This window comes from Streptomyces sp. NPDC059851 (assembly GCF_042732005.1).
GTDB lineage: Bacteria > Actinomycetota > Actinomycetes > Streptomycetales > Streptomycetaceae > Streptomyces.
The window spans coordinates 78,503-91,554 of the sequence record NZ_JBHWJJ010000004.1; the positions used below are offsets into that span (position 1 = coordinate 78,503).

A 13,052-nucleotide genomic window follows, 5' to 3' on the forward strand; every position below is an offset into this window, starting at 1 on the left:
GGCCGGCCGGTCGGAGCCGAGGGAGGAACCGTGACCGAGCGCAAGCCACCGGGCGTCAGCTTCGAGTCCTGGGTGGACCGGCAGATCCGCGAGGCCGCCGAGCGCGGCGCTTTCGACCGGCTGGAGGGCATGGGCAAGCCACTGGCCTCCGTCGACGCCCCGTACGACGAGATGTGGTGGGTGAAGGAGAAGCTGCACCGCGAGGGATTCGCCGGGCTGCCACCGGCCCTCGCCCTGCGCAAGGAGGCCGAGGACGCGATGGAGGCGGTGCGCTCGGCCCGCTCGGAGCGGCAGGTGCGCGCCGTCCTCGCCGCGATCAACGAGAAGATCAGCGCCGCCCTGCGCAGGCCGCCGCCCGGGCCGCCGCTGCGGCTCACCGTCTTCGACGTGGACGCGGTCCTCGCGGCCTGGCGCACGGGACGGACCGACTGAGCCGATACCGGGGCGGCGGCGGTGAAGGCGGCGTCCGGGGCACCGGCGGCGACGTGCCCGTCCGGTACTACCGGCCGACAGCCATAGAGAGTGCTACAAATGGTCTCGTGGCCCGTCCTTGCAACCCGTGCCGGGGACGTCGGTGCGGTCACTGAGCCGGAAGCGCCCGCGTAGCGTCGCCAGACAGGTATTCGTCCTTCAGGTGGCGATCGTGGTGCTGCTCGCCGCCGGCGCCGTGCTGGCCCTCGTCCTCCAGTCGCGCCACGACGTCGACCGGGAGGCCCGCAACCGCTCGGTGGCCGTCGCCCAGACCTTCGCGCACTCCCCCGCCCTACGCGAGGCGCTGCGCACCTCCGACCCGTCCAAAACCCTCCAGCCACTGGCGGAGCAGACCCGCAAGGCCGCCAAGGTCGACTTCATCGTCGCGATGGACACCAGCGGCATCCGGTACTCCCATCCGCTGCCCGACCGCATCGGCAAACGCTTCGTCGGAACGATCGAGCCCTCGCTGAACGGCCGCGTGCACACCGAGAGCGTGGAGGGCCCCCTGGGCAAGGAGATCCAGGCGGTGGTGCCCGTCTTCTCCGAGGGCGACAAGGGCGAGGTGGAGGCGCTGGTGTCGGCGGGGCTCACCGTTGAGAACGTGGCCAGCGTCGTCGACCAGCAGCTCCCGGTGATCCTCGGCACCAGCGCGGCCGGACTGGCCCTCGGCACCGCGGGCGCCGCCCTGATCAGCCGGCGGCTGCGCCGCCAGACCCACGGCCTGGGGCCGCTCGAAATGACCCGGATGTACGAGCACCACGACGCCGTGCTGCACTCCGTACGGGAAGGGGTACTGATCACGGACGGCGGCGGACAGCTGCTCCTCGCGAACGACGAGGCGAAACGCCTCCTCAACCTGCCGCCCGACGCCGAGGGCCGGCACATCCGCGAGCTCCCCGAACTCGACGGGCACCTGGCCGACCTGCTGCTCTCCGGCCGGGAAGCCACCGACGAGGTGCTGGAGGCCGGGGAGCGGCTGCTGGTCATCAACCAGCGGCCGACCCGGCCGTCGGGCAGCAGGACCGAAGGCACGGCCGTGACCATCCGGGACTCCACCGAGATGCAGATCCTGACCACCCGGGCCGAGGCCGCCCGCAGGCGACTGCGGCTGCTGTACGACGCCGGGGTCGGCGTCGGCACCACCCTCGACGTGGAGCGGACCGCCCAGGAACTCGCCGACGTCGCCGTGCCCCGCTTCGCGGACTTCGTCACCGTCGACCTTGCAGAACCGGTCCTGCTCGGCGACGAACCCACCGCCGCGGCAGTCGACCTGCGCCGCACGGGCGTGAGCGGCATCCGCGACGACGTTCCGCTCTACCCGCGGGGCCGGCTGATCGACTTCCTGCCCTCCACCCCCCAGGCGCGCGGACTGAGCAGCGGCAGGGCCGAGGTGATCGCCGACCTGGCCGACGCCCCCGGCTGGCACGCGCAGGACCCGCCGCGGGCCCGGGCCATCGTGGACTACGGGGTCCACTCCCTGATCACGGCCCCGCTCAAGGCCCGCGGCGTCGTCCTCGGCGTGGTCAACTTCTGGCGCTCCGAGAAGCCGCAGCCGTTCGACGAGGAGGACCTCTCGCTCGCCGAGGAGCTCGTCGCCCGGGCCGGCGTCAGCATCGACAACGCCCGCCGGTACACCCGCGAGCACGCCCTCGCCGTCGCCCTCCAGCACAGCCTGCTGCCGCGCGACCTGCCCGAGCAGAACGCCGTCGAGGTCGCCCACTACTACCTGCCCGCCCAGTCCGGGGTGGGCGGCGACTGGTTCGACGTGATCCCGCTCCCCGGCGGCCGGGTCGCGCTCGTCGTCGGCGACGTGGTGGGTCACGGACTGCACGCCGCCGCGGCCATGGGCCGGCTGCGGACCGCCGTTCTGAACTTCACCTCCCTCGACCTGCCGCCCGACGAGCTGCTGGCCCGCCTCGACGACCTCGTGCAGTACACCGACCAGAACGGGGAGGGCGGCGGAGCCGAGGGCGGCCTGCTCGGAGCCACCTGCCTGTACGCCGTCTACGACGCCGTGGCCCGGCGCTGCACCGTGGCGCGCGCCGGCCACGTACCGCCGGCGGTGGTGTTCCCGGACGGCCGGGTCGAGACGCCCGAGCTGCCCGCCGGGGCGCCCCTGGGGCTCGGCGGGTTCCCCTTCGAGGCGGCGGAGCTGGAGCTCGCCGAAGGCAGCCAGCTGGTGCTGTACACCGACGGACTGATCGAAGACCGCGCCCGCGACATCGACGAGGGGCTCGACCTGCTGCGCTCCGCGCTCGCCCACGCCGACCGCAAGCCGGAGGACACGGTGGCGGCGGTACTGCAGGAACTGCTGCCGGTGCGGGCGCGCGACGACGTGGCCCTGCTGGTCGCGCGGACGTCGGTGTTGCCTGCGGAGCGGATCGCCGAGTGGGAAGTCCCGTTCGAGCCGAGCGCGGTCGCGACGCTGCGCGCGGTCGCGGTGGAGAAGCTGGACGAGTGGGGGCTGTCGGAGCTCTCGTTCAGCACGGAGCTGGTGCTCAGCGAGCTCATCACCAACGCGATCCGGCACGGCGCGGAGCCGGTGCGCGTACGACTCCTGCGCGACCGGGTCCTGACCTGCGAGGTCTTCGACGGCAGCAGCAGTTCACCGCGCCTGCACTATGCGACGACCACCGACGAGGGCGGCCGCGGCCTCTTCCTGGTGGCCCAGCTCAGCCGACGGTGGGGGGCGAGGTACACACCGGACGGGAAGGTCATCTGGTCCGAGCAGCAGCTCCCGGACAGCGGGGAGGAGTGACGGCGGGGGCGGGCTTCCTCCTGCCCGTCACCTGCCGACCGTCCGTCCTCGCGGTCACCACGGCCACGGCGACACACGCGGCCCCACGGCGGGGCCCGGCCGCAAGGGTTCCGCGCCTACCTGCGGGCCGTGGGCCACCATCGGTTCGGCATCCCTGGGCGCCTCCTGGCCGGCCGGGCGGTCCACATCGGCGCCTACTCGGCGTACGGCTACTCGGCGTACGGGATCCCCGCCCTCGGCACTGCCGTCTCCTCGGCGGCCGCGGCGGCGGGGCGATCCCGTCCCAGCCGCTGCCGGGCGTCGGGGCCGGGCCGGTGGCCGACGGGCCGCGGTGGGCGGCCGCCGCGCTGCTGGGGCGTCTTCGGCCTGGGCGGCCGAGCTGTCCGGGTGCGGGGGTCAGCTGACGCCGTAGCGTGCGCCGATGCCGTCGAGGATGAGCTGCAGCCCTTCCTCGAACTGGGCGTCGAAGTCCTCGAACAGGTACGTCCCGGCGGCTGCCGCGCTCGGGTAATCGGCCAGGCGCTCGCCGCGCTCGGCCACGTCGAAGCCCTCCCGTCGCTCGCCGGGGACGGGGTGGACACCCTGCTCCTCCGCGACGAAGCCCAGGGTGTACACGAAGGCCGTCGCGAGGGCCCGGACGGCCTGCGGCAGGTCGAGGCCGGCGTCCTGCAGGGCCCTGAGGTGGGCCTCCACCTGTTCGCCGTGGCCGGTGCCGGTGAACCGGGAGCCGCTGAAGACGCGGGCGCCGTCACGGTAGGAGAGCAGCGTGCGCCGCAGGTGGCGGTTGCCGGCCAGCAGCATCGCGCGCCACGCCGGCCCGTCCGCCCCGGGATCGTGCGGCGGCACGGCCGCCGGGTCGGCCGCCATGCGCCGGTGCATCTCGGTGGCCATCTCGTCGATGAGCTCTTGCTTGTTCTTGAAGTGCCAGTAGAGCGCGGGCGCCTTCACGTCCAGTTCCGCCGCGATCGCCCGCAGCGTGAGCTTCTCCAGCCCCGTCTCGTTCAGCAGGCGCAGGGCCGCCTCGGCAACGGTCACGCGGCTCAGCGGCGGGACACGGGGCGGCGTGCGGTCGGACTTGGGGGTCATCGCATGCCTCTCGTGTGGTCGCGCGGACGGCGCGGCGGCGTCCGGAGCACGCGGCGTCCGGAGCGTTCCGGGTTGACAGCTTAACAACGTTAAGGGCATGCTCGTGCCATCGACTCCTTAACGGCGTTAAGGAGGGCGGGGACGTGTGGGGTGGGCGTGGTGCGCCCGGATGACGAACGGGGATGACGATGAGCACACGGACGATCGAGAACGGGGCGGGCGGCGGGACCGACGTGCTGGTGGTGGGGGCGGGCCCGACCGGCCTGGCCCTGGCCTGTTGTCTGGCGCGGCGCGGTGTCCGCCCGCTGGTGGTGGAGCGGGCGGCGGGCCTGTTTCCCGGCTCGCGCGGCAAGGGGATCCAGCCGCGGACGCTGGAGGTCTTCGACGACCTGGGCGTACTGGAGGAGGTGCTGCGCCGGGGCGGCCCGGCCCCGGTCGCAATGGCCTGGAAGGACGGCGTACGACTGGGTGAGCACCGCATGTTCGACGAGGTGGAACCCACCGAGCAGGATCCTTACACGGGCCCTTGGATACTCCCCCAGTGGCGGACGCAGGAGATCCTGCTGGCGCGGCTGCGGGAACTGGGCGGCGACGTGCGGTTCGGCACGGAACTGACCGCTCTCACGCAGGACGACGGCGGTGTCGAGGCCCTCCTCGCGTCGGACGGCGGCCCGGCCACCGCGGTCCGCGCGCGCTACCTCGTCGGCGCCGACGGAGGCCGGTCCACGGTCCGCCGGCTGACCGGCATCAAGATGTCGGGCGAACGCGTCGACCCCACCCCGCTGGTCGTGGCGGATGTGGTGGTCGACGGCCTGGACCGCGACAACTGGCACCTCTTCCCGCCCACGGAGGACGGCAGCCGGGGCTTCGCCGCCCTGTGCCCCCTGCCCCACACGCAGGAATTCCAGTTCGTGGGCCAGTACCGCGAGGTGCGGGCCGAACTCTCCGCGGACGACATCCGCGCCCTGGTGGCCGAGCTCACCCATGTCAGGGCCGAAGAGGTGCGGGATGTCCGCTGGGCTTCGGACTTCACGGTGAACGCGGCGCTCGCCGACCGGTTCCGGCAGGGGCTGGTCTTCCTGGCCGGCGATGCGGCGCACATCCACTCACCCGCTGGTGGCCAGGGCCTCAACACCAGCGTCCAGGACGCCTACAACCTGGGCTGGAAGCTCGCCGCCGTGCTGTGTGACGGCGCCCCCGAGGCCCTGCTGGACACGTACGAGGAGGAGCGCCTGCCCGAGGCGGCCGCCGTGCTGGGGCTGTCCACGCGCATCCACCGCGGCGAGGCCCGCCGCGGTGCCGCCACCCGCCAGCTCGGCATCCACCACCGGGGCTCGTCGCTGTCCCGCGAGCTCCGGTCCGGCCTGCCGGAGGACGCCCTCACCGCGGGGGACCGCGCCCCCGACGGCCGGCGCGACGGGCTGCGGCTGTTCGATCTGTTCCGGGGGCCGCACTTCACCCTGCTGGCCGTCGGCACCGACCTGCCGGAGCACCTCCCGCCACTGCCGCAGCTGCGCACGGCCCGGATAGGGGCCCACGAGGGGTACGGTCGCGGCCTGTTCTTGATCCGCCCCGACGGCTACACCGCCTGGGCCGCGCACTCCGCAGCCGAAGCGGCCGATCTGGCGGACTGGGTGACCCAGGTCAGGGGCCCGGCAGTCACCGCCGTTCCGGCCGCCGGCTGACCGCCGGCTGGCGGCTGGAGCCGGCCCCGGGCTCGTGCAGGCTGGGCGGGAGTGCGTACGCTCACCTCTCCAACCAGGGGAGGAGACGTACATGCAGGTCAGGTCCAGACGACAGGTACTCGCAGCGATCGGGGCGGCCGCATTGGCGCCGGCGACCGCCGGGTGCCTGCCGCTGGGGAGGCCGGGCGAGGGCGAACGCGAAGCCGGGCCGATCGGGCCCGTGGCGCAGGCACTGGGCTCGGACGGCACCACCATCGTGGTCGGGGATCCGTCCGCCGAGCTCGTCGTCAAGGTCTACGAGGACCCGAGCTGCCCGGCCTGCGCCGAGTTCGAGACCACCGGCACCGGGCCCCGCCTCCTCGGGATGGCGGCAACGGGCGACCTCCAGTTGCAGTTCGCACTGGGCTCGTTCCTCGGCCCCGGGTCCAAGCGGGCCGTCAACGCCCTGCGCGCGGCGCTCGACAAGGGCAAGTTCGTCGACCTGCACCAGGCGGTCTACGACGGCCAGGCGTCGGCCAAGCGGCGCGGCGGCTTCAGCACGGACGGTCTGCTCGGACTGGCCGACACGATCGAGGGGCTACGTGACGGGAGCTTCGACGACGCGGTGCGCGCGGCACGGCACCGCCAGTTCGTCGAGGCCGCCGACCAGGCCCTCGGCAGGTCCTGGGTGCGCGGGACCCCATCGATGGAGGTCAACGGGTGGCCCGTGAAGGAGGGCGACCGCGACGTCATGGACGACGGGGGCGCCCTCCGCAGGTACCTGAAATCCGCCGAGGACCGCCCGCCGCGCCGCTGAGCGTCGTTCCGGGAGCGGGGCGGGGCGCCGGCCCGGGCGCCGCTCAGGTGTGACTGTTCTTCGAGTAGTAGTGCTCGATGATCTGGATGGCCGCCATGTCGTCAGCGTGCTGGCCGCGCTCGAACTCGGGCGCGCCCTTGACCTCGGCCCGCGTGACGGACAGGTGGACGATCTCGTTCTCGTCGTCCACCCGGGCGACGACCGAGGCCGGCACCAGGACGTGCCGTCCGAAGATCCACGGGCCGGTGTCCACCACCATGAACTGCCGCCCGACGTACTCGCTGTGCCGGTCGATCTTGCCGATGGTCCCGTCGGAGGCCTCGACCTTGTAGCCGACGAGGTCCGCCATGTCAGCGGGCATACGTCCTCACCTCTCCCGATGGCTTGGGGGCGAACCGCGTCACCCGTCACCCTCCGCCCGCCCGTGGACACACGCCACTGACCTGAGCGGCGGCCATACGACCGCCTACCCGCCACGGTCGCCCCTACGCGGGCCGACCGCCACCGGATCCCCGGCCTCCCCGAGTGCCGGTGGGCGCGCCGTCGCAGGGGCGTAGCCCCGTCGTGACGCCGACGGGGCCGCGCCGCGGTGGAGGCGGGAAGACGGAGGCGGGAAGACGGAGGCGGGGCGGAGGAGGCGGAGGCGTCAGGTGCGGAAGGGGCCGGTCACCTCGTACGTGATGCCGCCGGAGGAGCTGCCGCTCGTGCCCCGCTGGCTGGAGAAGTACAGCCGGTTGCCGGCGGGCGAGAAGGCGGGACCGCAGATTTCGGAGGACGGCTGCCCGGTGACCCGCAGGAACGGCGCGACGACGTCGTCCGGGGTGATCACGCAGATTTCCATGGTGCCGCCGTCCTCGGCGACGTACAGGTCGCCGAACGAGGAGCCGGTGACGTTGTCGACGCCGGTGAGCGGGGCGCCGCCACCGACCACGAGCGAGTCGTCGTAGGCCAGCTCGTACGTGTTGTTGGTGAGGTTGAGCTGCCAGACGCGGTTGTCGCCCTTGGTGGTGAACCAGACCGTGTCGTTGGCGTAGTGGCACCCCTCGCCCCCGCTGAAGCGCTTGGCGCCGGACACCTGGTTGCGGGTGGTGGTGGGAGAGCCGTCCGGGTCCGGCACGTTCTGCCAGCTGAAGGAGCCCGAGGTGCCGGAGCCGGCGACCAGGACCTGGAGGGTGCCGGAGGAGAGGTTGCCCCAGGTGGAGGGGCGGAAGCGGTAGAAGCAGCCGTCCGACTCGTCTTCGGTCAGGTAGATCGCCTGCCGGACCGGGTCGGCCGCGGCCGCCTCGTGCTTGAACCGGCCCATCGCCGCCCGTCGCACGGCCGCGTTCACACCCCACGGGTCGGTCTCGTAGACGTAGCCGAGGCTGACCTCCTCGCAGGAGAGCCAGGTGTTCCACGGCGTCTTGCCGCCCGCACAGTTCTGGCGGGTGCCGGAGAGGATCCGGTACGCGGAGGTGACGATGCCGGAGGAGTTGAAGCGGACCGCGCTCGCCCCGCCGGACGGGTTGATCTCCGAGTTGGACACGTAGATCCAGCCCGTGCCATCGGCGTAGCACGCACCGCCGTCGGGGGCGTTGTGCCACTGGTACGAGGTGCCGGGGACGGTCTGGCCGGAGCGGGCGATGACGCGGCTGGTGAAGCCGCTGGGCAGCATGATCCCGTTGGCGTCGGCCGCGCCGAGCGCACCGTACGGGCCGGGCCCCGGCTGGGCGGGGGCGGCGTAGGCGGCGCCGCGCATGAGCGTGCCGCCGAAGGCAGCGGCGGAGGCGCCTATCGCAGCGCCGCGCAGGAAGGTACGACGTTCCACGTTCACTCCTCGGAGAAGGGGAGGGCGGGGGGAGCGGGGGGAAGCGCTGAGGAAACTAGGCGCCGGGTGTTGCGTCCACGCCAACGCCGGGTGTCGCGGGGACGGCCGCTGCCGGACCCCGGGGCAACCGGGCGGCGGGAGCGTACCGCCGGCCACGTGAGGTGTCCCGACCCACGTGGGCGGAAAACGGTGGCGCGCCCGGCGGGCCCGAGCCACACCCCCCCCCGAGGGATCTCCCGTACGGATGTACGAGCGCACTGGAGGGCGGATTCCGCTTGCCTCGAAAATCGAACAGGTGGCCTAATTCAGGCATGGCGCGAACCCAGTTCCCCGATGACCTCCTCCTCACCCAGATCCGGGTGATCCAGACCTACGCCGCCCTCGCCCGGCAGCACCGAGGAGGCAGCACCCGCCTTCGGCGCGCGCTGATCCACGAACTACGTCTGCTGTACGCCCATCCGTACTGGACCGACACCGCCCACTCGTACGCCGACCTCGTCGAGCTGCGGCGCCTCGCCCGCGCCCGGGCGTGGGTGGAGGCCGCTTGACCCCCGGGCCGCCGACGGGCCCGCGCACCGCCCGGGCCGGTACGGTCCCCCGCCCCGGCCCGGCCCCGGCTAGCCGCCGGTCGCCGAGAAGTGCTGATAGTCGGGGTTGGACCAGCGACCGCCCCAGCGCCAGCCGACCTCCTCGAAGGCCCGGGTGATGACGTCGCCCGGGCGGATCATGCCCTGAGCGGTGCGGTCGCGGCGCAGGTAGGACCGTCCGGCAGGCGGGTGTGCGGTGCCGTACCGGTCCACGTAGGGGTTCTCCACGGTGTTGATGTCGACGGCGTCCCCGTAGGCGTGCCGGGAGAGCCGGGAGTCGTCTCCGGTCACCCGGCGGCAGTTGAAGGCAGAGGTGTTGTCGTCGGCCATCGACTTCGCGTCATCACCGCCGTACGCCGAGACGGGCCGTATCCGGCGGATCGGGAACCGGGCCCGGAAGGCCTCGCCGAAGACGTACAGCACGGGGCGCACCACGCGTTCGTGGACGACGAGCTCCCCCCGGTGGACCTTGCCGTCGAAGCCCCAGTGGTTCATCCGGATCAGCCGCAGCCGGTCCGGGCCGACCGGGCAGCCGGGACGGTACGTGGCGCCCAGCGCGGCCGGCGGAACCTCCGTCACCTGGGCGGCCAGATCCCGGGTCTGGGCCTCCACGCGCAACCCGGGCGGCGGGAGCGACACGGTCCGCGTACAGGACGGGGCGGCGGCGCCGAGCACGACGACCACGGCGACGGCGAGGGGGGCGAGGCGCACCGGCCCACGGTAGACGGGCCGGACCCGCCACCCCGCACGCCACGCGGGCCACACGGGTCACGCCAGGTCATGGTCGGGCCACACCCTCCACTCCCCCGGGGCGGTCCCGCGGTGGTCAGCCGGCCGTGCCCGAGCGGTGCGCGTCCCGGTACCGCGACGGCGGGATGCCGTAGTGGGCGGTGAAGGCCTGGCGCAGGGTCTCGGCCGAGCCGAAGCCGCACCTCGCGGCCACACTCGCCAGGGGTAGTGCGGTCGAGGCGAGGAGGTGCGCCGCGGCCTCGGTACGGGCCCGGCGCACGTAGCGGCCCGGCGCCTGTCCGAGGTGCTCCAGGAACAGGCGGGTCAGGTGGCGCGGGGTCACACCCGCGCGCGCCGCCAGCGCCGAAGCGCCCAGGTCCGCGTCAGGGTGACCGGCGATGTACTCGACGAGCCCGCGCACCAGGTCGTTGCGGGGCGGCGGCACGGCCGTGAACAGGCTCATCTGTGCCTGGTTGCCGGGCCGTTGGAGATAGGTGACCAGATCGCGGGCGACCTGGCGGGCCAGTTCGGCGCCGTGGTCTTCCTCCACGAAGGCGAGGGTGAGGTCGAGGGCGCTCGTGATCCCCGCCGCGGTGGAGACGTTGCCGTCGCGGATGTAGATGGGCCGTGCGTCGACCGCCACGGCGGGGTGGCGGGCGGCGAGCTGCGGTGCGAACCGCCAGTGCGTGGTGGCCCGGTGGCCGTCCAACAGCCCGGTGGCGGCCAGTACCGCCGCCCCCGTGCACACCGAGGCCACCCGCCGGCTCTCCTTGGCGAGGCGGCGTACGTGTCCGACGAGCCGCTGGTCGCCGGCGGCCTGTTCGAAGCCCACTCCGCCCGAGACGATCAGGGTGTCGAGCGGTCCGACGAGGCGTTCGAGCGACGCCCCGCCCTGCAGGGTGAGGCCGGAGCCGCACACGATCGGACGGGCGCCCGGCACGGCCAGCACCACGTCGTACGGGCGGGACGGGTCGCCGAGGCGGTTCGCCATGGCCAGCGTCGTGGTGACGCAGGCGATGTCCAGCAGTTCCGCCGTGTCGTAGCCGACCACCGCCACCCGCCGAGTCCCCATGCGACGACCCTATGCCGGAAGGACCGCCACCCCAAGCTTCGGGACGTCCCCGCGGCCGGCGCAGGGCACACGGCCCGCTGCGCCCGCAGACTGGACCCGGTCCGCTCCGCGCACCCGGCACCCGGCACCCGGTCCGTACGCCAGGGCCCGAGCACCCCATCGCCCGTTCACCCCACCACCCCATCCGCCCGGGAGACCCCATGACGACGGCACCCGCTTCCCCCTCCCCCGCCAGCAGCGCACTGCGACGACTCGGGCACCGGTGGCCGACCTGGCTCGCGCTCGTCCTCGTGGTCGCCACCTTCGTCGACGGCACACCGCCCCCGGCACTCCTCGCGGGGCTCCTGGCCGTGATGCCGCTGTGCTACCTGGCCTTCGGCGCGCTGCGCGGGGAGCTGCGCCGGCCGGGCACGCTCCCGGTCCAGGTCGCCGGACTGTTGGGCTTCGCCGCGGTGGCCGTGACGGTGCTCGCACTGGACCGCACGGCGGGGTACCACCTGCTGGCGGCCGGCTGGTTCGGCCACGCGGTATGGGACTTCGCCCACCACCGCACCGGCCGGGTGGTCCCCCGGGCGTGGTCGGAGTGGTGCTGCGTCGTCGACCTGTGCGGCGCGGCGGCCATCCTGCTGTGGACGTGGACCGGCCGCTGACGCGCTGCGCCGCGGGGAGGTCCTCTTGCGCGAGCGCCGCCGAGCCGCTTTGGTGATCCGGATCACCGATGGGGCGAACGGGAAGGCGGCCACCAATGGCGGACACCACCCAGAAGGGCACCGGAGCGGGCGAGAACCATGCGCCGCGCAAGGCGAGTTGGCGGACCATCGGCCCGGGAATGGTCGTCGCGGCGACCGGGGTCGGCGCCGGTGACCTCGTCGCCACCCTCATTGCGGGCAGCAAGTTCGGGTACACCCTGCTGTGGGCGGCGGTGATCGGCTGTCTGGTCAAGATCTCGCTCGCCGAGGCCGCAGGCCGCTGGCACCTCGCCACCGGCCGCACCCTCTTCGACGGTTGGCGCAGCCTCGGTTCCTGGACCAGCGTCTACTTCGCCGGGTACGTCGTCGTCTGGGGGTTCGTGTACGGCGCCGCCGCGATGTCCTCCAGCGCGCTCCCCCTGGCCGCGCTCTTCCCGGGCCTGATGGACCTGAAGGTGTGGGCGGTACTGTGCGGCCTGTCCGGGCTGGTGTTCGTGTGGTTCAACCGGTACGCCGTCTTCGAGAAGCTCATGACCGCCCTCGTGGGCGTGATGTTCGCGGTGACCGTCTACCTCGCGATCCGGGTCACGCCCCGCCTCGGCTCGGCGCTCGCCGGCCTCGTGCCGGTCCTGCCGGACGGTTCGCTGTTCTACACGCTCGGCCTGATCGGCGGAGTGGGCGGGACGATCACGCTGGCCGCGTACGGCTACTGGGTCAACGCCAAGGGCTGGACGCACACCGGTTGGATGAGGGTGATGCGGCTCGACAACCGCATCGCCTACCTCACCACCGGCGTCTTCGTCGTGGCCATGCTGTTCGTCGGGGCCGAGCTGCTGTACTCGTCCGGCGTGGCGCTGACGAAGGGCGACAAGGGGCTGCTCGACCTGAGCGGGGTCCTGGAGGAACGCTACGGGGCGGCGACCGCCAAGCTGTTCCTCATCGGCTTCTTCGCCACGTCCTACACCTCGCTCATCGGGGTCTGGCACGGCGTCAGCCTGATGTTCGCCGACTTCGTCGCCAAGTACCGCCCTTCCCTCGTCCCTGCGGGGACCGGCCCGGAGAAGTCACTGCCCTTCCGCGCCTACCTGCTCTGGCTCACCTTCCCGCCCATCAGCCTGCTCTTCCTGGACCAGCCCTTCGGCCTCGTAGTCGTCTACGGGGTGATCGGCGCGCTCTTCATGCCGTTCCTGGCCCTGACCCTGCTGTGGCTGCTCAACTCCGCGCGCACGCCCGCCCCCTGGCGGAACGGGCCGTTGAGCAACGCGATGCTGGGGGCCGCGGGGCTGCTGTTCGTGGTGCTGTGCGTACAGCAGCTGCGCGACCTGACCGGGTGACGGCACCGGCGCCGCCGAGGACCGGGCGAGCGCCA

At 73.1% G+C, this 13,052-nt stretch carries 12 protein-coding genes; 7 read left to right on the forward strand and 5 right to left on the reverse strand.

Going from position 1 to position 13,052, the window contains the following annotated elements:
* Positions 1-30 precede the first annotated feature (30 nt).
* Both ACFV7Q_RS02150 and ACFV7Q_RS02155 read left to right on the forward strand, forming a co-directional pair.
* The gene (locus ACFV7Q_RS02150) at positions 31-432 is read left to right on the forward strand and encodes a DUF1992 domain-containing protein (RefSeq protein ID WP_385422611.1); all 402 of its coding nucleotides are present in this window, start codon (positions 31-33) and stop codon (positions 430-432) included.
* Between the two features lie 151 nt (positions 433-583).
* Positions 584-3,232, forward strand: a complete 2,649-nt coding sequence (locus tag ACFV7Q_RS02155) for a SpoIIE family protein phosphatase (RefSeq protein ID WP_385422678.1) — start codon at positions 584-586, stop codon at positions 3,230-3,232.
* Positions 3,233-3,628: 396 nt separating this feature from the next.
* On the opposite strand, the gene ACFV7Q_RS02160 is transcribed toward ACFV7Q_RS02155, so the two are convergent.
* Positions 3,629-4,318: a TetR/AcrR family transcriptional regulator C-terminal domain-containing protein gene (locus tag ACFV7Q_RS02160; RefSeq protein WP_385422613.1), complete on the reverse strand. Its 690-nt coding sequence runs from the start codon at positions 4,316-4,318 to the stop codon at positions 3,629-3,631.
* Between the two features lie 182 nt (positions 4,319-4,500).
* Between ACFV7Q_RS02160 and ACFV7Q_RS02165 the strand changes: the two genes are divergently transcribed.
* Together ACFV7Q_RS02165 and ACFV7Q_RS02170 are read left to right on the forward strand one after the other, a co-directional pair.
* Positions 4,501-6,003: an FAD-dependent monooxygenase gene (locus ACFV7Q_RS02165; protein WP_385422615.1), complete on the forward strand. Its 1,503-nt coding sequence runs from the start codon at positions 4,501-4,503 to the stop codon at positions 6,001-6,003.
* A 91-nt stretch (positions 6,004-6,094) separates the two neighbouring features.
* On the forward strand, positions 6,095-6,799 hold the full coding sequence (locus ACFV7Q_RS02170; RefSeq protein ID WP_385422617.1) for a DsbA family protein: 705 nt from the start codon (positions 6,095-6,097) through the stop codon (positions 6,797-6,799).
* Positions 6,800-6,842: 43 nt separating this feature from the next.
* On the opposite strand, the gene ACFV7Q_RS02175 is transcribed toward ACFV7Q_RS02170, so the two are convergent.
* Both ACFV7Q_RS02175 and ACFV7Q_RS02180 read right to left on the reverse strand, forming a co-directional pair.
* Positions 6,843-7,160: a PRC-barrel domain containing protein gene (locus ACFV7Q_RS02175; protein ID WP_385422619.1), complete on the reverse strand. Its 318-nt coding sequence runs from the start codon at positions 7,158-7,160 to the stop codon at positions 6,843-6,845.
* Between the two features lie 285 nt (positions 7,161-7,445).
* Positions 7,446-8,606 (reverse strand): alkaline phosphatase PhoX, encoded by a 1,161-nt coding sequence (locus ACFV7Q_RS02180; RefSeq protein ID WP_385422621.1) that lies wholly within the window; start codon positions 8,604-8,606, stop codon positions 7,446-7,448.
* 311 nt (positions 8,607-8,917) lie between these two features.
* Here ACFV7Q_RS02180 and ACFV7Q_RS02185 point away from each other — a divergent pair, with 311 nt between their 5' ends.
* Entirely contained in the window at positions 8,918-9,154 is a 237-nt protein-coding gene (locus ACFV7Q_RS02185; RefSeq protein WP_385422623.1) for a hypothetical protein, read from the forward strand.
* A gap of 69 nt (positions 9,155-9,223) precedes the next feature.
* Here the strand turns inward: ACFV7Q_RS02185 and ACFV7Q_RS02190 are convergent, their stop codons facing one another.
* The gene (locus ACFV7Q_RS02190; protein ID WP_385422625.1) at positions 9,224-9,904 is read right to left on the reverse strand and encodes a M15 family metallopeptidase; all 681 of its coding nucleotides are present in this window, start codon (positions 9,902-9,904) and stop codon (positions 9,224-9,226) included.
* A 115-nt stretch (positions 9,905-10,019) separates the two neighbouring features.
* Entirely contained in the window at positions 10,020-10,994 is a 975-nt protein-coding gene (locus tag ACFV7Q_RS02195; protein ID WP_385422627.1) for a GlxA family transcriptional regulator, read from the reverse strand.
* A 200-nt stretch (positions 10,995-11,194) separates the two neighbouring features.
* Between ACFV7Q_RS02195 and ACFV7Q_RS02200 the strand changes: the two genes are divergently transcribed.
* Positions 11,195-11,644: a hypothetical protein gene (locus ACFV7Q_RS02200; RefSeq protein ID WP_385422629.1), complete on the forward strand. Its 450-nt coding sequence runs from the start codon at positions 11,195-11,197 to the stop codon at positions 11,642-11,644.
* A 95-nt stretch (positions 11,645-11,739) separates the two neighbouring features.
* Positions 11,740-13,017 carry an Nramp family divalent metal transporter gene (locus ACFV7Q_RS02205; RefSeq protein ID WP_385422631.1) on the forward strand — a complete coding sequence of 426 codons (1,278 nt, stop codon included), beginning with the start codon at positions 11,740-11,742 and terminating at the stop codon, positions 13,015-13,017.
* The last annotated feature ends 35 nt before the right edge of the window (positions 13,018-13,052 follow it).

Excerpts from the sequence above, each read along its gene's own strand:
- ACFV7Q_RS02160 (WP_385422613.1), bottom strand. The coding sequence starts at position 4,318 with ATGACCCCCAAGTCCGACCGCACGCCGCCCCGTGTCCCGCCGCTGAGC.
- ACFV7Q_RS02165 (WP_385422615.1), top strand. The coding sequence starts at position 4,501 with ATGACGATGAGCACACGGACGATCGAGAACGGGGCGGGCGGCGGGACC.
- ACFV7Q_RS02170 (WP_385422617.1), top strand. The coding sequence starts at position 6,095 with ATGCAGGTCAGGTCCAGACGACAGGTACTCGCAGCGATCGGGGCGGCC.
- ACFV7Q_RS02175 (WP_385422619.1), bottom strand. The coding sequence starts at position 7,160 with ATGCCCGCTGACATGGCGGACCTCGTCGGCTACAAGGTCGAGGCCTCC.
- ACFV7Q_RS02185 (WP_385422623.1), top strand. The coding sequence starts at position 8,918 with ATGGCGCGAACCCAGTTCCCCGATGACCTCCTCCTCACCCAGATCCGG.
- ACFV7Q_RS02195 (WP_385422627.1), bottom strand. The coding sequence starts at position 10,994 with ATGGGGACTCGGCGGGTGGCGGTGGTCGGCTACGACACGGCGGAACTG.
- ACFV7Q_RS02200 (WP_385422629.1), top strand. The coding sequence starts at position 11,195 with ATGACGACGGCACCCGCTTCCCCCTCCCCCGCCAGCAGCGCACTGCGA.
- ACFV7Q_RS02205 (WP_385422631.1), top strand. The coding sequence starts at position 11,740 with ATGGCGGACACCACCCAGAAGGGCACCGGAGCGGGCGAGAACCATGCG.